At 43.8% G+C, this 25695-nt stretch carries 25 protein-coding genes and 1 other RNA gene; 19 read left to right on the forward strand and 7 right to left on the reverse strand.

Annotation, left to right across the window (positions count from 1 at the left end):
• The first annotated feature begins 377 nt into the window (after positions 1–377).
• The 7 genes from HGD77_RS04895 to HGD77_RS04925 all read left to right on the forward strand — a co-directional run bounded on the left by HGD77_RS04895 (position 378) and on the right by HGD77_RS04925 (position 8621).
• Positions 378–851 (forward strand): VOC family protein, encoded by a 474-nt coding sequence (locus HGD77_RS04895; protein WP_171476903.1) that lies wholly within the window; start codon positions 378–380, stop codon positions 849–851.
• 201 nt (positions 852–1052) lie between these two features.
• Positions 1053–1643, forward strand: coding sequence for a hypothetical protein (locus tag HGD77_RS04900; protein WP_138742667.1), 591 nt, complete (start codon positions 1053–1055; stop codon positions 1641–1643).
• 358 nt (positions 1644–2001) lie between these two features.
• A complete protein-coding gene (locus HGD77_RS04905; protein ID WP_044111568.1) occupies positions 2002–2265 on the forward strand; it encodes a hypothetical protein in 264 nt (87 codons plus the stop codon).
• Positions 2266–2332: 67 nt separating this feature from the next.
• Positions 2333–5932 carry an urea carboxylase gene (gene uca, locus HGD77_RS04910; protein ID WP_138742666.1) on the forward strand — a complete coding sequence of 1200 codons (3600 nt, stop codon included), beginning with the start codon at positions 2333–2335 and terminating at the stop codon, positions 5930–5932.
• An 11-nt stretch (positions 5933–5943) separates the two neighbouring features.
• The gene (locus HGD77_RS04915; RefSeq protein WP_138742665.1) at positions 5944–6651 is read left to right on the forward strand and encodes a GntR family transcriptional regulator; all 708 of its coding nucleotides are present in this window, start codon (positions 5944–5946) and stop codon (positions 6649–6651) included.
• A 215-nt stretch (positions 6652–6866) separates the two neighbouring features.
• Positions 6867–8153, forward strand: coding sequence for a PQQ-dependent sugar dehydrogenase (locus HGD77_RS04920; RefSeq protein WP_415877836.1), 1287 nt, complete (start codon positions 6867–6869; stop codon positions 8151–8153).
• 306 nt (positions 8154–8459) lie between these two features.
• Positions 8460–8621, forward strand: a complete 162-nt coding sequence (locus tag HGD77_RS04925) for a YqaE/Pmp3 family membrane protein (protein WP_138742663.1) — start codon at positions 8460–8462, stop codon at positions 8619–8621.
• A 209-nt stretch (positions 8622–8830) separates the two neighbouring features.
• Here HGD77_RS04925 and ssrS read toward each other — a convergent pair.
• The 3 genes from ssrS to HGD77_RS04940 form a co-directional block, all read right to left on the reverse strand.
• Positions 8831–9014: non-coding RNA, 6S RNA (ssrS, locus tag HGD77_RS04930), on the reverse strand.
• A gap of 97 nt (positions 9015–9111) precedes the next feature.
• Positions 9112–9399 (reverse strand): cell division protein ZapA, encoded by a 288-nt coding sequence (locus tag HGD77_RS04935; protein WP_004279505.1) that lies wholly within the window; start codon positions 9397–9399, stop codon positions 9112–9114.
• Positions 9396–9953, reverse strand: coding sequence for a hypothetical protein (locus HGD77_RS04940; RefSeq protein WP_005107471.1), 558 nt, complete (start codon positions 9951–9953; stop codon positions 9396–9398). Before HGD77_RS04940 ends, HGD77_RS04935 begins: the two co-directional genes overlap by 4 nt.
• Before the next feature lie 64 nt (positions 9954–10017).
• On the opposite strand from HGD77_RS04940, the gene HGD77_RS04945 reads away from it, so the two are divergent.
• The 7 genes from HGD77_RS04945 to HGD77_RS04975 all read left to right on the forward strand — a co-directional run bounded on the left by HGD77_RS04945 (position 10018) and on the right by HGD77_RS04975 (position 16727).
• Positions 10018–10650: a UPF0149 family protein gene (locus tag HGD77_RS04945; protein ID WP_138742662.1), complete on the forward strand. Its 633-nt coding sequence runs from the start codon at positions 10018–10020 to the stop codon at positions 10648–10650.
• A 129-nt stretch (positions 10651–10779) separates the two neighbouring features.
• Positions 10780–12114, forward strand: a complete 1335-nt coding sequence (gene pepP / locus HGD77_RS04950) for a Xaa-Pro aminopeptidase (RefSeq protein ID WP_138742661.1) — start codon at positions 10780–10782, stop codon at positions 12112–12114.
• A gap of 291 nt (positions 12115–12405) precedes the next feature.
• On the forward strand, positions 12406–12645 hold the full coding sequence (locus HGD77_RS04955; RefSeq protein WP_004279510.1) for a DUF378 domain-containing protein: 240 nt from the start codon (positions 12406–12408) through the stop codon (positions 12643–12645).
• A gap of 526 nt (positions 12646–13171) precedes the next feature.
• The gene (locus HGD77_RS04960; protein ID WP_005267020.1) at positions 13172–13621 is read left to right on the forward strand and encodes a GNAT family N-acetyltransferase; all 450 of its coding nucleotides are present in this window, start codon (positions 13172–13174) and stop codon (positions 13619–13621) included.
• Positions 13622–13845: 224 nt separating this feature from the next.
• Complete coding sequence (gene ubiH / locus HGD77_RS04965) at positions 13846–15054, forward strand: 2-octaprenyl-6-methoxyphenyl hydroxylase (protein WP_138742660.1); 1209 nt, start codon at positions 13846–13848, stop codon at positions 15052–15054.
• Positions 15051–16298, forward strand: coding sequence for an FAD-dependent monooxygenase (locus HGD77_RS04970; protein WP_138742659.1), 1248 nt, complete (start codon positions 15051–15053; stop codon positions 16296–16298). Before ubiH ends, HGD77_RS04970 begins: the two co-directional genes overlap by 4 nt.
• 174 nt (positions 16299–16472) lie before the next feature.
• A complete protein-coding gene (locus tag HGD77_RS04975; protein WP_004646359.1) occupies positions 16473–16727 on the forward strand; it encodes a hypothetical protein in 255 nt (84 codons plus the stop codon).
• A gap of 90 nt (positions 16728–16817) precedes the next feature.
• Here the strand turns inward: HGD77_RS04975 and rsmI are convergent, their stop codons facing one another.
• Positions 16818–17660, reverse strand: a complete 843-nt coding sequence (rsmI, locus tag HGD77_RS04980; RefSeq protein WP_138742658.1) for a 16S rRNA (cytidine(1402)-2'-O)-methyltransferase — start codon at positions 17658–17660, stop codon at positions 16818–16820.
• Between the two features lie 10 nt (positions 17661–17670).
• Between rsmI and HGD77_RS04985 the strand changes: the two genes are divergently transcribed.
• The 5 genes from HGD77_RS04985 (at position 17671) to HGD77_RS05005 (ending at position 21548) form a co-directional block, all read left to right on the forward strand.
• The gene (locus HGD77_RS04985) at positions 17671–18630 is read left to right on the forward strand and encodes a penicillin-binding protein activator (RefSeq protein ID WP_138742657.1); all 960 of its coding nucleotides are present in this window, start codon (positions 17671–17673) and stop codon (positions 18628–18630) included.
• A gap of 11 nt (positions 18631–18641) precedes the next feature.
• A complete protein-coding gene (locus tag HGD77_RS04990; protein WP_138742677.1) occupies positions 18642–19058 on the forward strand; it encodes a YraN family protein in 417 nt (138 codons plus the stop codon).
• Between the two features lie 133 nt (positions 19059–19191).
• On the forward strand, positions 19192–19878 hold the full coding sequence (locus HGD77_RS04995; protein ID WP_004279522.1) for a BON domain-containing protein: 687 nt from the start codon (positions 19192–19194) through the stop codon (positions 19876–19878).
• Positions 19868–20749, forward strand: a complete 882-nt coding sequence (locus HGD77_RS05000) for an alpha/beta hydrolase (RefSeq protein ID WP_138742656.1) — start codon at positions 19868–19870, stop codon at positions 20747–20749. The genes HGD77_RS04995 and HGD77_RS05000 overlap by 11 nt, the downstream gene beginning before the upstream one ends.
• A 97-nt stretch (positions 20750–20846) precedes the next feature.
• Positions 20847–21548 carry an IS1-like element ISPa14 family transposase gene (locus tag HGD77_RS05005; protein ID WP_001223318.1) on the forward strand — a complete coding sequence of 234 codons (702 nt, stop codon included), beginning with the start codon at positions 20847–20849 and terminating at the stop codon, positions 21546–21548.
• 100 nt (positions 21549–21648) lie between these two features.
• Here the strand turns inward: HGD77_RS05005 and nudC are convergent, their stop codons facing one another.
• From nudC to dnaQ, 3 genes are all read right to left on the reverse strand, one after another.
• Complete coding sequence (nudC, locus tag HGD77_RS05010; protein WP_138742711.1) at positions 21649–22425, reverse strand: NAD(+) diphosphatase; 777 nt, start codon at positions 22423–22425, stop codon at positions 21649–21651.
• Entirely contained in the window at positions 22425–24068 is a 1644-nt protein-coding gene (locus HGD77_RS05015) for a chemotaxis protein (RefSeq protein WP_168730724.1), read from the reverse strand. The genes nudC and HGD77_RS05015 overlap by 1 nt, the downstream gene beginning before the upstream one ends.
• Positions 24069–24193: 125 nt before the next feature.
• Entirely contained in the window at positions 24194–25579 is a 1386-nt protein-coding gene (dnaQ, locus tag HGD77_RS05020) for a DNA polymerase III subunit epsilon (RefSeq protein WP_138742709.1), read from the reverse strand.
• Positions 25580–25695 lie beyond the last annotated feature (116 nt).

Raw genomic sequence — 25695 nt, forward strand, 5'->3', positions numbered from 1 at the left:
GAAAAGTAAAAAATAATTGTAAGCTGCAATTTTATATTATTCCGTATCTGCTGATTTAAATTTAGCTAATTTGTCACCAGTTTCAAAGTTAAAAAACAGTTGCATCACTGGTTGTTAAAATGTGTTGAAACGGTCAATTTATTTTTTTGATTCACGATTTTCCAAGCAATCAATTGTTCAGTGACAAACTCTGGAAATGCATGAGTTTAAGCACTTTGAAACAGCTTTCGATCAATAAAAATACAATTCTAAAGTAGGTTTATTCTGTTTTTGGTGAAAGATAGACAAGGGATCATATAACTATTCTCGACCGATATATGGGACACATTGGACTTAGGCAGAACGCGTAAGACCTAAATCAATGGAGATTGAAGATGATGAATATTGCGAAAAACACCGTCTGCCTTTGGTACGATGACGATGCCGAAGGTGCAGCACGATTTTATGCAGAAACCTTTCCAGGCTCCTCAGTTGGCGCGATCAACCTTGCCCCTGGAGATTATCCCTCCGGAAAAGAAGGCGATGTTATCACCGTCGAATTTACGGTGATGGGCGTTGCTCTGAATGGTGGCCCTGACTTTCAACACAATGAAGCATTTTCATTTCAGGTGGCGACTGAAGACCAAGAAGAAACAGACCGATACTGGAATGCCATTGTTGGCAATGGCGGTCAGGAAAGCGAGTGTGGATGGTGTAAAGACAAGTGGGGTATTTCCTGGCAGATTACGCCAATGGTCCTCATCAACGCCTGTAACAGTCCTGACCGTGCTGCGGCCAAGCGCGCATTTAATGCGATGATGACCATGAAGAAAATTGACATCTCCGTGATCGAAGCAGCATTTCGTGGTTAAGCGCCAAAGATATTGTCTTTCATTGCAGTTGATATTGCTGTGTAGCGCAATTTCACTGCAATAGTTAAATCTTCTCCTTTCTTTTGATCAACTCAAATTATCCCTCAACTCTATAAGGATACGTTACAAAAATTACAGATTAATCCAACTTGATCTGAACCTAAATCCAATTTCTCCATGATGATTCAAGGAGAATGTGCCATGAATTTTCCTCAATTACTGCTTATGGCGGGATGGGTCGCGCTGTCTGCACCTGCCGCTTTAGCCGTTGAACCGCCCATGTCGGGCAAAGCCAGCTCAGGCGCAGCTTCATCTGCTGCCGATAAGAAAGCCATTGCAAGTGCCATGACTGCTGCACCTAAGAAAGTAGCCGCTGCAGCCACGATTGTCGCTGTCGGTACAGATGGCAAAATACGTACCTTGCGCAAGGGCAATAATGGTTTTACCTGTATGCCTGATAATCTGACCGCTCCAGGTCCAGACCCAATGTGTATGGATCAGGCCGCTCTAGAATGGGCAGAAGCCTGGATGGGGAATAAACAGCCCACAGTTGGAAAAGTAGGCTTCATGTATATGCTGGCAGGTGGTACGGATGCCAGTAATGTCGATCCCTATGCCAAGAAGCCTAGTGCGGGCAATCATTGGGTCAAAACGGGTCCCCATGTCATGATCGTCGGTGCTGAAGCTCGTTTCTATGATATGTATCCTAAACATACGCAACCGGATACCGCTGTGCCTTATGTCATGTGGTCTGGGACGCCTTATCAGCACTTAATGATCCCGGTGAAATAGTGAATACCGTAATGACGAATACACGCTGATTCAAACCTTTCAATTCAGGTATTTAATACACTCAATTTTTATGACTGTACTAAGCTACAAATAGAATAGTTCACTTAGAAGCTCATCAACAGATAGGCTTTTATATGAGCATTGCAAAAGTTGAGATGATGCAGATTATACAATATGAGTTGCAGAATAATTTTTGCACTGAATTGAAAACAGGCTGAACCAAAAACAACCATCCAATGAAATTCTTCCCAATTTATACATCTTAAATTTTGTTAATATATTGAAAATAAAATAAAAATTAAACTGGCATAAGTTCTGCATAACTGTATTCAAACTTGGATACAAGGTTGGATGCAGAATGCTTCATCAGAAAATGATCGGCTGGACAGTCCTAAAATGGCGCGATGCCGATCAGTCAAAACAGCTTCAACTGAATCATCTTGCTCAACGCACTACCCATGTTGAGGTGGGTGAACTTGTCTGGATTTCGGTTGCGACTACTGCACATCTTCGAGCAAAAATCGATGCATTTAAAAAAGCTGTATTTGCGGAAGGTATGCATCAAAGGCTACGACAGAGAGCAGTGAACATAGTCGATAGCGGGTTTATATGCAGCAGCTGAATCAGAAAAAAACGAAACAGATCCATTCAGCAGATTCAAAAAATAGAGAGAATAAAAGGGGATTCACATGTTTAAAACTGTACTGATTGCAAACCGGGGCGAAATTGCCGTTCGCGCCATTCGCACATTAAAAAAAATGGGTGTAACCAGTGTCGCCGTTTATTCAGAAACAGATCGTTATGCACAGCATGTGATTGATGCAGATATTGCAGTGTCCTTAGAAGGGACCAAACCTGGCGATACCTATTTGAGTATCGAAAAATTGATTGCTGCAGCCAAAAATACCGGAGCCGAAGCAATTTTCCCGGGTTATGGGTTTCTGTCAGAAAGTGCTGACTTTGCCCGTGCCTGCGAAGCAAATAATATTGCTTTCATGGGGCCAACACCGGAGCAGATTCTGGAATTCGGCTTAAAACACAGGGCGCGTGAACTTGCTGCAGCTGCCAATGTACCCATGACTCCCGGTACAGGGCTGCTAAATAGTCTGGACGAAGCTTTGGCAGAAGCTGAAAAAATTGGCTATCCGATTATGCTGAAAAGTACAGCAGGCGGTGGCGGAATTGGCTTGACCCGTTGTGATGATGCAGATGCACTTCAGGAGGCTTATGAAAGTGTAAAACGTCTGGGTGAGCAGTTCTTTAAAGATGCCGGAGTATTTCTGGAATGCTTTATCGATAAAGCCCGTCATGTCGAAGTTCAGATTTTTGGAGATGGACAGGGACAGGTGGTGGCTTTGGGCGAACGCGACTGCTCATTGCAGCGCCGTAATCAGAAAGTCGTGGAAGAAACCCCAGCGGCTCATTTACCTGAAGCAACCCGTCAAAAACTGCATCAGGCGGCAGTTGAACTGGGCAAATCGGTGAAATATCGCAGTGCCGGTACGGTTGAGTTTATTTATGATGCAGTGCATGACGAGTTTTATTTCCTTGAAGTGAATACCCGTTTGCAGGTGGAGCATCCGGTGACTGAAATGGTGACCGGTTTAGACCTGATTGAATGCATGTTGAAAGTTGCAGCAGGTGATACTCTGGATTGGAAGCATCTAAGCAGTATTCAGCCTCAAGGTGCAGCGATTGAAGTACGCATCTATGCCGAAGATCCAGTTAAGAATTTCCAGCCGAGTCCAGGGATTTTGACCGATGTCTTTTTTCCGGAAAATGTCCGGGTTGATACCTGGGTGAGTACCGGAACTGAAATTTCCCAATACTTTGACCCGATGATTGCCAAGATTATTGTGCATGCTGAAGATCGTGATACTGCCATTCATACGCTTAAATCAGCTTTAGCTGAAACTCGCCTGAATGGTATTAGTACCAATCTGGATTATGTGCATACTGTTATTTCAGATCCACGTTTTGAACAGATGCAGATCTGGACACGCATGCTGGATGATTTCAAATATGTGCCGAATGTGATTGAGGTGATTCAGCCGGGTACACAAAGTTCGATTCAGGATTATCCGGGTCGTGTCGGGTATTGGGATATTGGTGTACCGCCTTCAGGCCCAATGGATGATTATGCCTTCCGGCTGGCCAATAAAATTGTTGGGAATGTCGAGGCCGCCGCCGGGTTTGAATTTACCCTGCAAGGTCCAATCCTCAAATTTCATGCAGAAAATATCATTGCTTTAACTGGCGCACCTTGTCTGGTAAGTCTGGATGATGAAGCAGTAAATTTCTGGCAGCCTATTCAGGTAAAAGCAGGCCAAACCCTAAAAATTGGACAGGTTGAATCTGGATGCCGGACCTACCTGGCTGTACGAAATGGTCTGAATGTGCCGGAATATCTGGGTAGCCGTTCTACCTTTGCTTTAGGTAATTTTGGTGGACATGCAGGCCGAGTGTTACGGGCTGGTGACATGATTAAGATGGTGAATCCTGAGCTGCCGGCCGATGGTCTACCTTTAGCGATTGCAGAACCTGAAGCTTTGGCAACAGCTCTGATTCCAAGTTATGGCAAGGAATGGAAAATTGGTGTGCTCTATGGCCCGCATGGCGCTCCTGATTTCTTTAAAGCTGAATATATTGAGGAGTTTTTTGCATCAAGCTGGAAAGTGCATTTTAACTCGAACCGGTTGGGTATCCGTTTAACCGGACCGACGCCAAGCTGGGCGCGTGAAAATGGCGGTGAAGCGGGTCTGCATCCATCCAATGTACATGACTGTGAATATGCCATTGGTGCAATCAACTTTACCGGTGATTTCCCCGTAATTCTTGCCAAAGATGGTCCGAGCCTGGGCGGTTTCGTTTGTCCGGTGACCATTGCCAAAGCTGAACTCTGGAAAATTGGTCAACTAAAAGCCGATGACACGATTAGCTTCTATCCAATCTCGGTAGAACAGGCCAATGCGCTGGAGCGGCAGCAAATTCAAACCCTCCAAAACTTTGCCAAGGCAGAGATGACCCATGAGGCTGAAATCGTGGCAGTTCAGGCAGAAAGTATCCTGGCATTGCGTGAAGCTACGCCAGATGCACCAAAAGCTGTATATCGTCAGGCAGGTGACAGTTATATCTTGCTGGAATATGGTGACAACGTACTGGATTTGGCCCTACGCCTGCGCGTACACCGCTTGATGCAACTGATCCGTGAGGCTGATCTGGACGGTATCCTGGAATTGTCACCTGGTGTACGGTCCTTGCAGATTAAATATGATGGTCTGCGTTTGAGTCAACAGCAACTGATTCACTTCCTGCTTGGTCTTGAAGAACAGATGGGCGATTTACGTGACATTAAAATTCCTTCAAGAATTATCCATTTACCCATGGCCTTTGAGGACTCGGCGACTCTGGGTGCTGTTGAGCGTTATCAGGAAAGCGTCTGTGCCACAGCCCCCTGGCTTCCGAATAATATTGATTTTATTCAGCGGATTAATGGTTTAAGTCACCGCCAGCAGGTCAAGGACATCATTTTTAATGCCAATTATCTGATTTTAGGGCTAGGTGATGTATATCTGACTGCACCTTGTGCAGTGCCCATTGATCCGCGCCACCGTTTACTGAGTTCCAAATATAATCCGGCCCGTACTTTTACCGCTGAAGGTACAGTCGGGATTGGTGGCATGTATATGTGTATTTATGGCATGGACTCACCGGGTGGCTATCAGTTGATTGGCCGTACCGTACCGATCTGGAATAAGTTTAAAAAGAACAAGCAGTTTGGCGATCAGCAATGGTTCTTACGCTTTTTTGACCAGATTAAATATTATGAGGTCACTGAGGCCGAACTGGATCAGTTCCGTGCTGATTTCGCCCATGGTCTGGCAGAAATCAAAATTGAGGAATGCGAGTTTGACTTTGCAGCATATCAGGATTTCCTTGCTGCAGAACAGGACAGCATTGCCACCTTTAAAGCGCAGCAGCAGGCTGCTTTTAGTGCCGAGGTAGAACGCTGGAAAGACGAGTTTGATGCACCTGTAGAAATAGAAGTGCTGCAGGATGACACCGATTACAGCCAGTATGTCCCTCTCAACGCCTCTATGACCGGCAATATCTGGAAGATTTTTGTAGAAGCGGGGCAGATTGTGAAAAAAGGCGACACGGTGGCCATCATTGAAGCCATGAAAATGGAACTGCCGGTCTATGCTGACGATGATGGTATCGTTAAGGCGATTATCTGCCGTTCTGGTCAGACTGTACATAGCGGTGAGCCACTGGTCTATATGGAGTAATGGAGTGAGCCATGACTATTGTTCGCAATCCAAGTACTAAAGCGACCGGAAAAAGCTCAGACAATCTGTCTGAGCTGGTTTTCCAGAAAATTAAAAATGATATTTTTGACTTTAAGCTGATGCCGGGAGAGCGGTTTACCGAATCAGAGATTGCTGAAAGCTATGCCGTAAGCCGTACCCCCATTCGGCAAGCCTTATATCGTTTGCAGCAGGAAGGCTATGTCGAGGTGCAGTTTAGAAGTGGCTGGCAGGTCCGGCCACTAAATTTTAAAGCTTATGAAGAACTGTATGATCTGCGAATTTTGCTGGAATGTTATGCAGTCGAGCAACTGTGTCAGATGCCCAAAGACCAGTTGAAAGCTGCTCTAGAAATTTTGATTCAAACCTGGTGTGTTCAACCAGAACAGTATGTTTATGATCTCAGGCAGCTATCTGCACAAGATGAAGCATTTCATTGTCATTTAGTATTTGCAGCCGGCAATGCAGAAATAGCGAAAATTCACAGTGAGATCAGCGAGAAAATTCGGATCATACGTCGTCTGGATTTTTCCAAGGATTATCGGGTTACAGCGACCTATGCCGAGCATCAACAAATTTTAAAGGCGCTGCTTGCCCAAGATGCAGTCGCTTGTCTTTCTATATTAGAGGCTCATATTCGACACAGCCGTAATGAGGTAAAAAAAATTACTTTGGAAATGTTGTCCTGCCGTCCTGCGTAAGTTAGTCAGGATAAATTTATTTTTATAGCAAGATAAATATCAGACTTAACTCAAAATTGATAACCAATTCATAACCAGAAAAAACAAGAACCCGCTAGTGACATCTCAAATTGTTTTTTAAAGTAAGTCGAGGATGATAATAACAAGAGATAAAAATGCTTCATCAGCCTATTCAATTTTTACTTACGGGTGCTAGCTGTGCACTTCTCCTAACCATGACTGGATGTGCCATGCCTTCCAAGTCGCCTATCAATGACAGTTATGGTTCCGATCCAGATTTACCTAAACCACAATCAAGCTTGCTGCCTACGGTCAATATTGCGCCTGCCAAAGGCTGGCCTGTGGGTGAAATGCCTATACCTGCGACAGGTTTAAAAGTTCAGGCATTTGCCAAAGGACTGCGACATCCACGCTGGTTGTATGTATTGCCGAATGGTGATGTGCTGGTGGCTGAAACGGATGCACCACCCAAGCCCGATGATAGCAAAGGGATCAAAGGAAAAATCATGAAGTGGGTAATGCAGCGCGCCGGCTCATCGCATCCTAGTGCCAACCGCATCACACTACTTCGGGACAGTAACGGAGATGGGGTTGCTGAACAAAAAACCGTATTCTTGCAAAATCTCAATTCTCCATTTGGTATGGTGCTGATTGGCAATACATTGTATGTAGCCAATACTGATGCCTTGATGCGCTTTCCTTATCAGAACGGGATGACTCAAATCATAGCAGCCGGCACTAAGATACTGGATTTACCGGCAGGCCGTTTAAACCATCACTGGACCAAAAATGTCATTGCCAATCCTGCAGGCAATAAACTTTATATCACAGTGGGTTCCAACAGCAATGTGGCTGAAAATGGCTTAGAGCAGGAGCAGGGCCGGGCACTCATTCTAGAGTTTGATTTGGATCGTGCCCAAGCACGACCTTTTGCAACCGGACTACGTAATCCGAATGGCATGGACTGGCAACCCCAGAGCGGCGCACTCTGGACGGTGGTAAATGAACGTGATGAGCTCGGCAATGATCTGGTTCCTGATTATTTGACCTCTGTCAAAGAGGGCGCTTTTTATGGCTGGCCTTATAGTTATTATGGTCAGCATGTAGATACGCGGGTCAAACCGCAAAACCCTACCTTAGTTGCGCGAGCAATTCCACCGGATTATGCATTAGGTAATCATACCGCATCATTGGGCTTGGCCTTCTATAGGGCAGATTTGATGCCTCAATATCGTGATGGGGCGCTGATTGGTCAGCATGGTTCATGGAACCGCAAACCGCATATTGGCTATAAAGTGATTTTTGTTCCCTTTCAAAATGGACAACCGATGGGCCCGCCTCAAGATGTTCTGACTGGATTTTTAAGCGATCAGGGCGATGCATATGGGCGACCGGTCGGTGTGGCGGTAGATTCCTCTGGAGCCATTTTGGTTGCTGATGATGTCGGTGATGTGATTTGGCGAGTATCACCCTTGAGTACACCAGCTACAGTAAGTAAATAAAGGTCTAAGGATTCAGGGTTTTATTCAGATCCAGACCTGTTAGAGAGCAAAGTTGAACCAAAGACTGTTTCATTCAAACGTCAATATTTTGATTGAAAATATGCAAAGGCTAGCGGATTTAAAATAATTTTTAAGCTTCATTTAAGCTGGCTGAATTAGGCTATCTGGATATTTTTAAGCGGGATTACAGCATGTACAGAGATTCTGCTGATCCTATTAAAAATATCTAAATCTAAGTGCCAGTTTTAAGTGCCAATAAAAACTGGATATAAAAGTTAGAACGTTGCAAAAAACAGGATTTTAAGAATGAAATCAATTATTGCATTTATTTTCCCTTGGTCATTATTTATGACCATTCATCGACCAGCCGAAGCGACAGTGTGCTTAATGCTTCAAATTTCGATTTTAGGCTGGATTCCTGCTGCAATCTGGGCGATGCATACTTTGTATCGGGATAAAATTGTCTAAAAATAGGAAAATAAGTTACTGAAAGATTGTTTGATTTTGACGGAAGTAATTAAAGCTCTATATTTTTTATAGCGAAAGATTTTTTTCGCATTCCAGATGATGAATACATCGATAATATGAATCTAGAGGAATGTTCGAGAGAAATACTACAAAATTAAAATAAGAGGAAATTCGGGAAAAATTATAATTATATTTTGAAAAAGAAATTGAAGTACTCCGAAGATGCCGCTGCATGTGTCGTTACCCTGAACCCGATGAGTTCAAGGAGGATGCGACGTATACTTGCTGGGTTTCCCATACGGAGATGGGCATACACTCTAAATATACAGAACACACCCATAAGTGTTAGTATCGGCAGGGGAATAGACCCGCTGGCGAACACCTCAGAGTTAAGTTAATTATAAACAATAATCCCGGTGTGGCAACTCTATGCTGTTCATGAACTGTAAACAGTTCGGTCGAATGTCCGAAGTTTAAACAGAATTCGAGATTATTCAGTCAGTTCTTCAACTTCTTCTAAAATAGTTTGTAACAAACGCTCGCAATGCGCATATTGTTGCAGTGATCTGTTCATATTCAAGACCTCCTGCATCAGCTCAAGTGCTACCATAATAATCAGCTTACTCGGTTCCATGCGTGGTGCTTTACGGCGAAATTCATCATATTTGTCATTCAATAACTGTGCCGCACGTTCTAATTCTTCCTGCTTGTCAGGAGTAGAGGCCAAACGGAAACTATGCCCCAATACTCTGAGATCAATTGCAATTTGTTCACTCATGATGAGGCTTCCTCAGTCGCTTCAGTCGGATGGGCCAGTTGTTGAATTTCCTGTGCATGATGATCCTGCGCAGTACCGAGAATCGCTAGACGTTGAATAATCGCTTCAACCTTGGCTTTGGCATTTTCATTTTTCTGGGTTAAGCGTTCAGATTCCTGAGTCAGACGCTGAATTTCCTGCTGAGCATGACGCTGTTCAAGGATCATCTTTTCCTTAACTATGCGCAGCTCATTGCGTTCAGCCAGAATTTCCTGAAAACGGTTTTTTAGATCGGTACAGCTTTTTTCCAGACGGCCATAACGGTCTGCCAGTGCAGTTGCATCATTATTGAGCAGTTGAAATTGGGCACGAGAATCCGTCAATTGTTCTGTCAGATTTTCATTTTCTTGTTGTTTTTGCGCAATCACGCTATTTTTTTGTTCAATTTGCTGTTGATGTTGCATCATTGAAGAGTCTTGCTCTTCGCGCAAACTGGAATTTTCACTTTCAAGCCGTGCAAGTCGCGTTTTTAACACGCCGATCTGCACTTGTAGACGCTGTAATTCTTCTAACATATCGAGGTCGCACAGTGTTGCAAACAAAGGTAATATATAAGCAGTATAAAGATTGGATAAACGAATGCAAGACGATATTTCAGGTTGGACCGAATGGCACCGCAATTTTTCTTCAATTGAGGAAATTTCTAGCCCTAGCGAACTACATGGTTTGCTCACGGGCATTGTGTGTGTCACCCAGGCGCCAAGCAGTGAAGAGTGGTTACAGATTTTAGAAACACTGGATGTACCTGAACTGGATGCCGAAGCATTAGAGTTGTTGACGGGCGAAGCTGAAGATGTGTCCCATGCATTGTCTGAAGATGAGCTGGATTATTTACCTTTGCTGCCTGATGATGAGCATGTGCTTTCAGAACGTGTACAGGCTCTGGCGGACTGGTGTGCCGGCGTGGTCTTAGGTTTCGGACTGGCTTCAGGGCATATCCGTCAGGATGAAGTTGAACTGATTGAACATTTACAAGATGTAGCCGCAGTTGAATTTGAAGACTCGGACGATGATGCCGAAGGTGAAGAAAGCTATCAGGAATTGTACGAATTTGTGCGGCTGATTCCTGTCAGTCTGTCTTTAGGGCGTAAAAAGGTCGAAGTTGAAGAAACGCCCCTCTTACAGCAATTTAGTCAAAAAAATCAGCCTAAAGTCGCTACTACAGAAGCGCAAAGTGTAGTCGAGATTTTCTCGCCTAAACGTCCAAGCTGATGAAATGCTGAGGTGAGTCATCACCTGCTTGAAATCAGGCATATATTTTGCTGTTTACAGTGAAATCTATAGTCTGATTTCAAGACTATATTCTAAATACAAGTATTGATCGATAAGAAGTAAGGTGTAATGAAGAAATTGACACAGGCAGTTTTTGAGGAGCGTCGCGCAATCCTCGCAGGGGAAATTGGTTTACGCAGTATCGCCATTATCACGACCAGTCCGGTAGCTATGCGTAACCGTGATGCAGATTATAAATACCGCGCCGACAGTAGTTTCTTCTATTTAACTGGATTTGCGGAACCTGAAGCTGTGGCTGTGATTGAAACCTTTGACACTGAAGAAGAAGGCTATAGCTACAGTTTGTTCTGTCGTGAACGCAACCGTGAAATGGAAATCTGGAATGGCTACCGCGCGGGTATTGATGGGGCTATTCAGGATTATGATGCAGATGAAGCCTATGCGATTGATTTGCTGGATGAAGAAATCTTAGAAAAGTTACAAAATAAAGATCAGTTGTTTTATCGCATTGGACAGCATGCAGAGTTTGATGCACGTGTCGCCAAATGGATTGCAACTGCAAGTGGTGAAAGCCGTCGTGGTACTTCTGCGCCAGCGCAAGTCATTCAGCTGGATCGTATTGTTGATGAAATGCGTCTGCATAAAGATGCAAATGAAATCGAACTGATGCAGATTGCTTCCGATATTTCTGCTGATGCACATACGCAAGCGATGCTAGCAGTACGTCCGGGTATGATGGAATATGTGCTGGAAGCCGAGCTGAATTATGTCTTTGGCAAAAATGGCGGTGTTCCGGCTTATAACAGTATTGTCGGTGGCGGTGAGAATGCCTGCATCCTGCATTATGTAGAAAATGACAAAAAACTGAAAGATGGCGATTTAGTCCTGATTGATGCCGCAGCTGAATATCAGTTCTATGCTTCAGACATTACCCGTACCTTTCCGGTAAATGGTAAATTCAGTCCGGAACAGAAAGCCTTATATAACGTAGTACTAGATGCTCAAATCGCTGCGATCAATGCCGTGCAAATTGGTAACTCGTATAAAGAACCTCACAATGTTGCAGTGCGTATTTTGGTGCAGGGTTTGCTCGATCTTGGCTTGATGCAGGGTAATATCGACGAGATTATAGAAAAAGAAGCTTTTCGTCAGTTCTACATGCACGGTACGGGGCATTGGCTCGGTATGGATGTGCATGATGTCGGTGCTTATAAGGTTGATGGTGAATGGCGCTCGTATGAAGAGGGCATGGTCATGACCGTTGAGCCGGGTCTTTACATCGCGTCTGATGATGAAACAGTCGATGCCAAATGGCGTGGAATTGGTATCAGGATTGAAGATGATGTGGTAGCCACTGCAAATGGCCCGCTGGTTTTAACTGCGAAAGTTGTCAAAACGGTAGAAGAGATTGAAGCATTGATGGCGAAAGCCCGCGCTGCTTAATTTGAAAAAATACAGAAAGCCGGTCGCGAGATCGGCTTTTTTTATGACATTTCTATATCGTTTTAAATAAGAATTCCTAGCTATATCGAATCGATCAAAAAGTGACTTAGCTTACGTTTATCTCGAACAAGTCAAATAAAACTAACCTAAGTAAAATTTACAGCTTAAAAAGTGACAGGAAGTCAACACAGAAAATCTGTTTTTAGCATCAAAGCTACATATTAAATGCGCTGAGATTCTCATACTTTCTCTGATCCTTAAATAAACTTAAATAACAGCAGGAGAACACTTATGAGATTAAATACGATTGACTGGATTGCTTATGCTTTAACAATCATTGGTGGCATTAATTGGGGTTTAATTGGTGCATTCGATTTTAATTTGGTCGCTGCAATCTTTGGTGATATGAGCGCCTTATCTCGAATTGTTTATGTATTGGTTGGTTTGTCGGCATTGTACCTGATTTATACAGGAACGAAGTTGGGTAAAACAGTACACCACACAGATCATCATACCAATATTGTGCGTTAAGCTACTCTTCTTGGGCGAGTTTCTTGCAAGATAGGATTCATGTCTTCGAGTAACTTGCCGAGAGGATAGAAATAGTGTGGAAGATGAAGAAACCTCGGTAGATTTCCGGGGTTTTTTATTGGGTGTTTATACGTTATTAATAGAACCATCCCCAGATCTACAACAATGCCTAGCTAAAGATTGATGATCACTATCATACAAATAAGATTAGATTGTACATGGTTGGATAAATTTTTTTAAAATATCTGTTAGCTCAAAGATCGAGTTATATTTATACAATTATCTTAAAATAAGAAAAGAATAGTGATTGTAAATGGGCCTCCTGCTACTGAAAGTGAATATCAGCTCATTTATAAATGGCTTGATTCACAATTTTATCATTCAGGATCTACGAGCATCAGTATGTATTCAAAATTGTGCGAAGCGAGTAGATCGAGTTATACCAATTTGACTAGGTTTGCGATCGAATCGTATAAGTGCCAAATGAAATAATAACATTCCGTTTTTTAATGCCGAGTTGATAAAAGTGAGTATAAATATTTTAGTTGCTGAATTAAAGACAACTTGGTTGGAGTTAAGAGCATATAAAGTCGGAGATGAAATCTCATTATTCCAAGAATATTGTGGCAACGTTGAAGCATCAAAATATTTACAACGGCAGGTGCATACAATAGTCAGTCAGACTCAAAAAATGTTGCAGAAATGGGCGTTAAGTTATTGGCAGCAACCGAGTGAAGGATTTTCGTGGGTGATTGCTGAGCGAAAAAGTCATCTGGCAATCGGGTTACTAACGATTATTCAACAGCAAAATAACAGCCTTGAAATTCATTTCGGACTTGGTCCTCGATTTCAGGGGCAGGGCTATATGCTTGAGGCGATGAAAGCGGTGATTCAGTATTTTAGACAATATCTTACATTTAAATCACTAGATACTTTCTGTGATGCAGAACATATACAGGCCACCAAGTGCTTTTAAAGACAGGGTTTGAAATCGTTGAACGGATCAATGCCTATACTATATTGCCGAAGTTGGGGACTGAAAAGCGCGATGTCTTGGTTTTTCAATATAGGCTGGATCATCATGGAGAAAACTAAATAAAACGAATCATTATAAAAATTTAAAGCCTTGAGGTAAGATAAAACCAGTATACGTTTTATGTAATTCGCCATAGATGCGAATAAACAGATAAGGAAGTAAGCATGCAACAAGAAGTCATCATTGTCGGTGGTGGTATGGTCGGCTTAAGCCTCGCATTGATGTTGGCGAAAATCAATATTGCAGTCAAACTGTTGGAAGCCATTAAATACCCAAATTATGATGATGAAAATCTTGCGCCATATCATTCCAGTTTTGATGCACGTAACAGTGCCTTGTCACGCCGTAGCGTGCAGATCTATCAGGAGCTTGGACTTTGGAATGCCTTGCAAGAACATGCTACCCCAATTCTGGAAGTGAATATTACCGAACAGGGCAGTTTTGGTAAGGCTCGACTGAAAGCCGAACAGGAAAAAGTCGAAAGCTTTGGTCAGGTCATTGAAAATGCTTGGCTCGGTCGTGTACTGCTGACCCAAGTCAAAAAAGAGCCATTGATTGAACTGATTGATGATGTTCAAGTGACATCCCTTATCCAAGATACAGACTTTGCTTATATCGAAGCTCAGCGTGGTGAATCGTCACTAAAATTACAGTCCAAACTGGTTATTGCCGCCGATGGGCGGGATTCTTTCTGCCGTAAAGCCTTGGGTATTGGTGCGTCAGAACATGATTATGATCAGGTTGCGATTGTGACCACAGTACAAACTTCAAAGCCACATGCTCATGTGGGCTTTGAGCGTTTCAGCCATTTAGGGCCTTTGGCACTTTTACCACTACCGGGTGAGTATCGTCGTTCAGTGGTCTGGCCAGTGAAAAAAGGTACTGAAGGAGAATGGCTGGGAGATGAAAATGACCAGCATTTTCTGGATGCCTTGCAGGAAACGTATGGCGATCGTGCCGGAAAATTCCAGAAAACCGGAAAACGGTTCAGTTTTCCATTGTCTCAAGTGTTAGCCGAAAAACAGGCTGTTGGCCGTGTCGTATTGATGGGCAATGCTGCCCATACGATTCATCCGGTCGCTGGTCAGGGTTTTAACCTATGTATGCGTGATGCGCATGTATTGGTGCGTTACCTGAAAGAACAGCAGGTACAAGGCGCAGACTTGGGCGATGCTGGAATATTACAAGACTATGAAAAATCTCGTCTCAGTGACCAGCAGCGTGTGATCAAGTTCTGTGATTCAGTGGTACGTGGCTTTAGTAACCAGAATCCATTTTTAAAGCTGATGCGTAATACAGGTTTAATCGCTTTTGATACGATTCCTGGCATCAAGCCACTCGTTGCAAATTATGCCATGGGGTTAAAAGCATGAGCTTAAATCAAACTAACGAAATATTAGACGTCGTCATTATTGGTGGTGGGCTGGTTGGTGGACTTACAGCGCTTCTGTTAGCTCAAGGTGGTGTGCAGCCTACAGTTCTGGATGCAGCACCAATTCTGTATGCAAATAAAACTTTGTGTGTGGCCAATCCGCGTGTCTTGGCTTTAAGTCAGGCAACCATTCACCTGTTGAAAACGGTGGGTGTCTGGGAAAATTTAGCACGTCAGCAGCCTTATACCAGCATGCAGGTCTGGAATAAAAATGGCTATGGCGAAATCAATTTTGGCCAGCCTTCTGCAAAAATACCTTCGGTAGAACAGGCTTTAGGCTCGATGGTGGAACCAAGCATTTTGAATCTGGCCATTCAGCAAAAGATGCTTGAAGATATTCAAGATTATAGAACACAGGTCAAAGTCAGCCGCATCGAACGTGGCGTCGGTGTGTGGGTCATTCATCTGGTTGATGGTACACAACTCCAAACTAAACTAGTGATTGGCGCAGATGGTGCAAACTCCTTTGTCCGTGAGCAAGCGTTTATCGATATTGATGTACTGGACTATAAACAGGCGGGCATCAGTTGTGCCATTAAAACTGCACAGCCTCATCAGCATATGGCACGTCAGATTTTTCTCGAAACCGGTCCATTGGCTTTTCTACCTATGGCCAGCCTTAATCCGGAAGAGCAGGGACACTGGCAATCGATTGTCTGGACCTTGCCAGAGGATTATGCCGAAGAATATGCAGCGTTGTCAGATGCTGAGTTTACCCAGCTATTGACCCGTGAAAGCCAGCATATGCTGGGTGAAGTATTGCAGGCGACACCACGTGCCACTTTCCCTTTAAAAGCCCGCGCCGCCCAGCAATACGTTCAAGATGGTTTAGCACTGATTGGAGATGCCGCACATGTCATTCATCCACTAGCAGGTCAAGGGGTGAATATTGGCTGTCTGGATGCTGCGGTACTTTGTGATGTTTTGCTGCATGATCATGCGCGTGGCGTATGGGCGCATGAACAGACCCTAAAACGCTATGAGCATCGCCGTAAAGGTCAAAACGATGCCATGATGCACAGCATGTCTGCGATTGGCTGGATGGAAACCACATTATTCTTCCCGATGGTTTGGGCACGCAATTTCGGCCTGAAACAGGTAGAAAATCAGCCCATGTTGAAAGATGCATTTATGGCGCAAGCCAATGGTCTGGGTTTACTTAAAGACACACGCTACGCAGCTTAAGACAGAAATGTAAATTTTTTAAACAAACACCAATAAAGAGTAACGATTTTGTTTAAAAAAGATACGATTTTTTGATGTTTGGTACTAGGCGAAGGTCGAAGAGATTGCTAAATTTCACTTAATTCGATACCTGACTTGGAATACCAAGCGAGGGCCATTTTTGGGGAGATGCAAATGACAGACATGAATGATTATGATGACGACGTTGAAGATTCAATTGTTGACGATGATGAAGCAAAAGCCGCTGAAAAAGGCGCGGTCGATAGCACAGAGGTCGTCAGTGATACCGATCTTGTAGAAGCTGAAACTTTGACCGTCACTGCAAAGCTGAAAAAGCGTCAAGCACTTGAAGACGAGATTGCGGCTTTCCTTGCCAGTGGTGGTCGTATTGTTGAAGTCCCGGCAGATGAATCAGTAGCTAAAGAATAAGTTATTGATTAACTTGCCTCTTATAAAAAACACCACATCAATTGTGGTGTTTTTTTTGCAAATCAAAACGTGATAGAAAATTTTGAACCATTAATCGTTTGCCGAAGTCAGTTCTAAAGCACGTTGATAAGCGATTTTCTTTTTAATACCCGTTAAATCTGCTGCCAACTGTGATGCTGCTTTGACCGAAAGATCTTGTAATAAGCGGTTCAATAATTTATCCAGTTTTTCCTGATCCAGATCTTTTTCTTCGGTGGCACCGCCAATCACCAAAACAATTTCGCCTTTTTGCTGATTGTGATCATTGCTAATGAATTCGACCAGCTCACCCAAGGTCATTTTCTTGATAGTTTCAAAAGTCTTGGTAATCTCACGCGCAAAACCGACCGGGCGATCTGCTCCGAAAACGCTGGCCATATCTTTAACGGACTCCAGAATCCGGTGCGGTGCTTCATAGAAAATTAAAGTCTGGGTTTCATCTTTCAGTTTTTCCAGATTCAGCAGGCGCTGACTTTGTCTGGATGGCAGAAAACCTTCAAAGCTGAAGCGGTCACTCGGCAAGCCAACAGCACTTAAGGCAGCAATAGCCGCACAAGCACCAGGTACAGGAATCACGCGAATATTATGCGCTTGTGCAGCACGGACAAATTTAAAACCAGGGTCGCTGATCAAGGGAGTGCCAGCATCACTGATCAGGGCCATATCTTCGCCATTGAGCAGGCGCTGGATCAGCTGATCAATCTTGTTGCTTTCATTATGCTCATGACAGGCAGTCAGAGGTGTTTGAATATTAAAGTGTTTAAGCAATTGTGCTGAAGTTCGTGTATCCTCGGCAGCAATAAGACTCACCGACTTTAACACCTGAAGTGCACGATAACTAATATCATCTAAGTGCCCGATTGGAGTCGCAACAACAAATAACTGAGCACTCATAGGTTTCTCCATGTGGAATAAATTGAATAATAAAAAATGGAAGATGAAAAATAAAATATTGGGCTTGTGTTTAGTCAGCTCCATCAGCAGCGTACAAGCAGAAGTGCTGATCATTCTACCCGAATCCGGGCCTTTGGCGCGAGCTGCATCGAGTATCAAACAGGGTTTTCTCAGTGCTTATGCTACTTCCGGGCAGAAAGTTCCATTAAAATGGGTCAATTCCAATCAGAAAAATATCTCCCAGCTACTGAAGCAGCATGTCAATAAAAAAACCAAAATGGTGGTGGGTCCATTGGCGCGTAGCGATGTAGAACAACTACTTAGGAGCAAACCTAAAGTACGTACCCTCAGCCTGAATGATGTAGCAGGGTCATCACCCCAAGTCTGGCAATTCAGCCTGTCCAAAAAAGAAGATGCCGCTGCCTTAAAAACCTTATTGCACAAAGATGGAATTCAACAGCTGCTGATTTTACGCCAGCCGGGCAGTGAAGCCGAGTATGAACTGTTGCTGATGTCATTGTTCAGTCAAAGTGATCTGAAATTCAAGATCGTGAACAAGGCGCCCATTTTTTTAATGCCAAAACAAGGGCTGTTATACCTCGGCAATGCAGAAGGGCTGGCTGCCATACCTGAATTAAGCCATAAACGGATGTATACCGTGGCCAATACGATTAGCGAACAGCATAAACCGCCACGAGGAATCAAGTTCTGTGATGTACCTGTGCTTTATCTGGCTGACTGGCCGGATGTTCTACAGGCCTATGCCAAAGAGCCGGTGGATATGTCCTATCAGCGCCTGATTGCCTTCGGTGGCGATGCCTGGCAGATCACCCAGCAGTACCTGTCACAACCGCATTTGCAGCATATTGAATTTCAGGGTAGAACTGGCCGGATACAGATCAGTGAACACAGCATTCAGCGTAGTCCAGAATGTTTCCAGTACAGTGGCACAGGCGTCAAGCTACTATGAGCGAAAGAGTAATGCTGCGACAGCAATTAGGTGCATGGGCGGAGCAGCAAGCGGCCCAATTGATGCAAAACCATGGATTTCAGTTCCTGACCGCCAATTATCACAGTCGCTATGGCGAGCTGGATCTGATTCTGGTGCGTGATCAGGAACTGGTCTTTGTGGAAGTCAAAGCACGTGCGCAAACCCGATATGCGCAAGCGATCGAGTCGATTTCCAGAGCAAAACAGGGAAAGATGCTCAAGACTGCGATGTGCTTTATTCAGAAAAATCCACAATTTGCACACTATTACTATCGTTTTGACGTGATTTGTTTTGATTTTAAACAGCAATTTGCAAAAACCATACAGCATGACTTTTCGCAATACCCTTATGATCTGGAATGGATTGAAAATGCTTTTACTTTTGATCAAGAGTTTATTAACCTTTGAACAAAATAAGGTCTAAAGATGCTTATATTTGCTTCAAGATCATTGTAAAGTTCAAGCAGAATTGACATGATCTGAGCTTGAAAACAGATTATTAGATTGAAAAAGACGTAATAAAATGAAGGAGTCTTGCTGAGTGGTTAAGCGTATTGCAATAACAATGCTGTGTGTCGCAAGTTTATCAGGTTGTGCAAGTTTTATTTCCAGCGGCACAGGTACGGCTCCTGTCGGAACTGAAAGTGGGGCGCGTACCTTGGGGCAGGTATTTATTGATTCCTCAATTGTCCGTACTGCAAAAATTAATCTTTATAAATTGGATTCGCGCTTTAAGCAGGCCCGGGTCAATATTGAAAGTTTCCATGGCAATGTCTTGTTGACCGGTCAGGTGCCGGATGCCCATTTAAAGCAACTGGCTGAAGATAATGTCAAATCCATGAGTGATGTCAAAGCGGTACATAATTTTATTACTGTCGGCAATCAGATCAGCTATAGCACCATCATGCAGGATACTGCGGTGACTGCAAATACCCGTGGCTTGATCATGAAAGCGACTGTGGTAGCGGATAGTAAAGTGCATGTGCATACTGAAGATGGCGTACTGTATGTGATGGGTCGTTTAAATGGTGCCGAGATTGCTGACCTGAATCAGGTGTTACAACAGGTGGGTAATGTCACTAAAATTGTGACCTTGATTGATAATGTTGAGCAATATTCAAGCCTGGCTAACCAAAACTTTGCCGCACCGGCATATGCGCAGCCGGGTATTGAACAGACGCCAGTGGCGATTGATCCTGATACGGTTGAACCGACCTATGAACCATAAGGTCGGCCAGTTTAAAACCCAACTCTCACAGCGTATTTTGCAGTTTCAACAGCACTATCAAGATTTCCGGTTATACGATTTTGGTAGTTATGCTTTAAATCGTTTAACTCCGAAACAAGGTTACACAGTCGAAACCCAATTGGCCTATGGCTTGAAATCCCGGCAACGCTTTGACCTGTTTCGGAGTCAGCAGCCTTTGCCACATCGTCCCCTGATTGTGTTTGTGCATGGCGGTGCCTGGTTACATGGCGATAAAAAGGATTATCAGTTTATTGGCGAGGCTTTTGCCAAAGAAGGTTATGACGTGGTGGTAATGAATTATCATCTGGCACCACAACATATTTTCCCAACTTATATTCATGATCTGCATTTGTTACTGAATCATTTGCAGCAGTCGGCTAAGCACTTGCAGATCTGTGCTGATAATCTGGTCCTGATGGGACATTCTGCCGGGGCCTTTAATGTCATGTCTGCCTTGTACCATCCGCAATCTGCCAGTATTGACCACGGTCAAATTCGGGCGATTATTGGTCTGGCGGGGCCTTATCATTTTGATTACAAAAATGATCCGATCTGTGCCGATGCATTTGATCAGGCGGTGCCTTATCAGCAGGTGATGCCTTATTATTTTGTTAAAAATAGCTCAATCCGGCATTATCTGTTTATTGCCGAAAAAGACAAGATTGTTGGGCATTTCAATAGCCAGGATTTGGACCGTGTACTGAAAGAGAAGGGCAATCATAGCCATCTGATTCAAATTCCGAAACTTGGTCATATTACGATTGTGGGTTCACTCTCCAGTTTGTTTAGCCAGTTTTTCCAGACCAAGGCACAGGTGCTTTGGGCGCTCGAGGATGCATTTAAATCCTGAGACTGATATTTGGTTTAACTAAGCAATAGATAAAAAAGAGGTGGTGTTTCAAAAGTATGCTGAAACAAAGCAGGTTGAATTTTGATAAAATAGAGAAATGCGAATAACTCTAGAAATCAAATGTCCAACCTGCCTCAGTGACAGTATAAAGAAAAATGGCATCAAAGTAGATGGGAAACAAAACTATCAGTGCAAAGACTGTAAACGTCAGTTTATTGGTGACCATGCTCTGAGCTATCTAGGATGTAATTCAGGCATTACTCGAAAAATATTACAGTTGATGGTCAGAGGTAGTGGTATACGAGATATCGCTGAAGTTGAGCGAATCAGTATCGGTAAAGTTTTACGTACTTTAACCGAATCGACCTACCAAATTCAGCCTAAACAAAGTCATTATGAGTCTCTTGAAGTTGATGAGTTTTGGACTTTTGTGGGAAATAAAAATAATAAACAATGGCTTATTTACGCCTACCATCGAGAAACAGGTGAGATTGTTGCTTATGTTTGGGGTAAAAGAGACTTAGCTACAGTTCAACGATTGAAGACAAAGCTTAAACAATTAGGTATTCACTACACCCGAATTGCAAGTGATCATTGGGACAGTTTCATAACTGCTTTTAAAAACTGCAAGCAAAGTATTGGTAAATTTTTTACTGTAGGTATTGAAGGTAATAATTGCAAAATAAGGCATCGAATTAGGCGCGGTTTTAGAAGGAGTTGTAATTTTTCAAAAAAGATTGAAAACCATTTTAAAGCTTTCGACTTAACCTTTTTTTACATCAATAATGGCTTCATTTAATGTCAGCATACTTTTTGAAACACCACCAAAAAAGAATCCAGGGGAGAACATCCACTGGATTCTTTTTTAAGCCGTTGAGCTAAATCTTTCGAATGCAGATTTATAGCCAGGTCTTGGTATCATCTGCGACTACTGTACCTTGAGTCACATGCATGATCATGGCATGGGCAATACTGCCTTTAAACGGAATTTCAGGCAGCTGATCGAATTTAAAGAATTGCGCATCGCTAATTTCTTCTTCCTGCAGCTGTAGCTCACCACCAGCATATTCTGCCTTGAAGGCAATCATCAGGTTACTTGGGAAAGGCCAGGGCTGGCTGGCCAGATACTGGATATTTTTGAGATGCAGACCGACTTCTTCCAGCGTTTCACGACGTACTGCATCTTCTAGGGTTTCACCCACTTCAACGAAACCGGCAATCAGGCCATACATCTGACTTTTGGTATTGCGCGCGTTTTGGGCCAGTAAAATCTCGTCTTTGCCTCGGGTAATGACGGTAATAACGCAAGGCTGTACCCGTGGATATTGCCGGTAGTTGCAGGATGGGCAGACCATGGCATATTCAACAGCATGCGCTTCAGTCGCTGTACCGCAATGACTACAGAACTTATGGTTACGACGCCATTCTAAAAGTTGTACTGCGCGGCTGGCCTGTTCGAATTGCTGGGTATTCCAGAACTGTAACAGCTGACGGATGGGAACCAGTTGCAAGCCTGCAGGAATCGGCTCATCGGGAAGAAGATCACGGGCAATCACCTGATCACCCGTGTGGAGTAGCAAATCACTTGCTAAGGCTTCAACCCGTGGAAGTTGAAAGTGTTGATCGACCAGCAGTTGCTGTTGTTGAAAAATATAAGCAAGTGATAATTTGGACATTAGGCAACTATTTTGAGTTTCTCACTACTGTCCAATGCTACCTGAAACATCGCCTGTAATACAGGCTGTTTGTTCTTTAAGTTATCAATCATCATGTCGGCACTGGCCAGGGTGTCTAAAGCACGATGAATTTCTTCCGGACTTAATGCAATCGACAGATCAATACGGTTCTTGATGAATTCTGCAGTGGTGGTGAACGCAGTACGAACATGTTCTGCATTCAGGAACAGCATCGCGCCGCCAATCTCGCAAAACTGTACATGAACAGGTTCGAGGGCAGTCAAGTCATGATCTTGCAGGTAATTGCTGAGAATCTGGCTAGAAAGCTCGATCAGGGCCTTGGTTTCTGTGAGTAAAGCAGCGTGTGCTTCATCCAGACGGTCCAGAGAAATATTCATGTTGTTGACGCGCAGCTGCAAGCGGCTCGAAGTATGATGACGTTCCAGCACTCCAATCGAGTTCATGGCAGACAGAATCACATTCATCAACTGCTCGGCAAAGCTGGCATCCTGCATCATCTCCGGCTGGCTCAGTGAAGCGGCCTGACGAGTCAGGTCATGATAGGCTTCATTCAGGTTCAATACCTTGAAGATATTCGCCAGATTATTCAGTTGTGCCTGCAGTTCCTGAGTCTTTTCAGGCGTCATGTTCTGATAGTTGAACTCGATGTCATTACGAATTTGCGCCATTTCCGTGGTCACCAATTCGCTGATGGTATGCATGGTTTCAAAGTCTGGGCCATACAGATGGCGACTGAAGACCTGTAATTGCATATCGGTCAGCAGGTCATCGCCCACATTGAGCTGGCTACGGATAGATTGCGCAGTTTCATCTTCCTGACTGATACACAGGCTGAGCACATTGGCCAGATCAGCCAGCGAAGCCTTGAAACTGTCTGCCGAGCTAAAATACTGTGCCATGTTACGTTCAATGCTCACCAATGTGCGTAGGCGTGGCTCATTAATCAGCAGGTGATCAATATTGTTCAACGCGACATAGACCAGATTCCAGTACTGCTTGCTGTCATGTTGTTCTGAAAGTCCAGCCAGATAAGCACCTACCAGTTTGATGGCTTGCAGATCCAGTTCACTTTCTTCCTGATTGATCAGCTTGTTTAGTGACAGCTTATACAGGCGATGTACATATTGGGATTTTTCCAGACTTGGTGCCTGTGGCAACGAAAAATCAGGGGTGACGCAATCCAATAAACCTTCTACATGCTGGCCTTCAGTCGTCAGTGGTTTACCCAAAGCCAGTTCCAGACGGTTCAGGGTATCCAGCAAAAACTGTGGAATTTTTACTTCACGCAGGCAGATAAATTCGATATAGCGTTTCAGCATGGTGGTGCCTTCACTCAAGGCGATCACTTCTTGAGTATTGACCTGCGCCGGATTCCCCATAATCTTGCGCATTAATTCTGCTGAATATTGAGCGACTTTTGCCAGACTGGACATGTCGATGAGTGCCAGAACCTGGGCGCATTGTTCGAACTGATTTAATGCATCATCAATACCAAAAGGTAAGGTCTGGTCTTCTACCAAGGTGCTTACTGCTGATTCGACTAACTTGATCGAGTTATCAACCTCATTTTTTATTATCAGTAAAGCTGTTGGATCAAAATGTATAGAGGTTTGGTAAGACATGATCTGCACCTTTCCTGGAGTATTATCTATATATGAGCCCCGCTTTAAACTGCGGGGCCTCTTTGTATTTACTATAACTGAAGAACGATAGTTTTAAACCTAAAGTATCCCCGGAAATGTAGATTTTATTTCGCGAAAAGGCAAGCAGTTCCATGTTTTTCTTCGAATTGTTTGACCCAATTCTCATGTTCCTGCAATTCCTGTTCTGACGGAAGAATCACCGGCAATTCAATTTCAACTCTGGCCATCCCTGAGCGGCTATTCTGGTCTTCAGACTGAGACAGGGCATCGATATCAAAAGACACCTGTCCACCGGTCATGGCCAGATAAACATCGGACAGGATCTCTGCATCGAGCAAGGCACCGTGGAAGGTACGGTCGCGTTGTGGAATCTCGTAACGGCGCACTAAGGCATCCAGCGAGTTTTTCTGTCCAGGATGCTTGGACTTGGCCAGTGCCAAGGTGTCGGTGACTTCACAAACCTCGGAGAGCGCTTTAAAACCTGCGCGCTTGAATTCCATATCCAGGAAGTTCATATCGAAGGTCGCGTTATGCGCAATAATTTCCGCGCCGTGTAAATAGTCAAACAGCACTTGAGAAATTTCTTCAAACAGCGGTTTGTCTTGCAGGAATTCGTCGGTGATCCCGTGGACATTGACAGAATCACCGACCGGTGTTTTCGGATTGATATAAATATGAATCGAGCTGCCGGTCAGTTTACGGTTAATCATTTCCAGCGCGCCGACTTCAATAATCCGGTCACCATCCTGATAATAAAAACCGGTAGTTTCAGTATCCAGAATCAGTTGTCGTGGGCCATGCAGCTGTAGCTTTGCTGGTGTAATGACAATTTGCGGATGTAGCTCAGTCGAGGTAGATGCTTCTAAAGATGAAGCATCTTTATTGCTGTCCGTTGCTAAAACTTCAGTCTGGGTAATTTCTTCAACAGTCACTTCGATGATTTCTTCCGGTAGATCTTCCAGCTCTTCTTCACTATCGGCCAGATCAAGACCAAATGGATCGTCTAGCAACCAGTCGGGTTCAGATTTTTTTTTATCTTCAGACATTGAAGGGCTTTGCTTGGATTTTTTCAGGGTTTCATCAGCACCCAGATTGGCCAACTGATCGGCCATTTCATTGCCCGGATGTCCAGCATGACCTTTGACCCAGTGCCATTCGATGTCACGTCCCTGACAGACTTCATCGAGTTTTTGCCACAGATCCGGATTTTTGACGTCTTTCCAGTTTTTCTTTTTCCAGCCGTGAATCCATTCGGTAATGCCTTGTTTGACATACTTGGAATCGGTATAGATCACCAGTTTGTCTTGCTTGTCACAGAACAGAATCCCTTCAATCGCAGCCGTCAGTTCCATGCGGTTATTGGTAGTATGATCTTCACCGCCATAAATTTTGTGTTCTTGTTGGCCATTAACAATGTACGCACCCCAGCCGCCTAAACCCGGGTTGCCGCGACAGGCGCCATCAACATAAAGTGTGATAGTGTGTGACATAGATTAAATCCGATCAAAATAGAACAAGCTGGAAGGCTTATTGTATAGCGCAAATGCAGTCGATCAATCTATATGTCCGGGATTTTTTAATTTCTTGTAACATTTAACGTGAAATC

Source organism: Acinetobacter sp. NEB149, assembly GCF_012516415.1.
GTDB lineage: Bacteria > Pseudomonadota > Gammaproteobacteria > Pseudomonadales > Moraxellaceae > Acinetobacter > Acinetobacter lwoffii_V.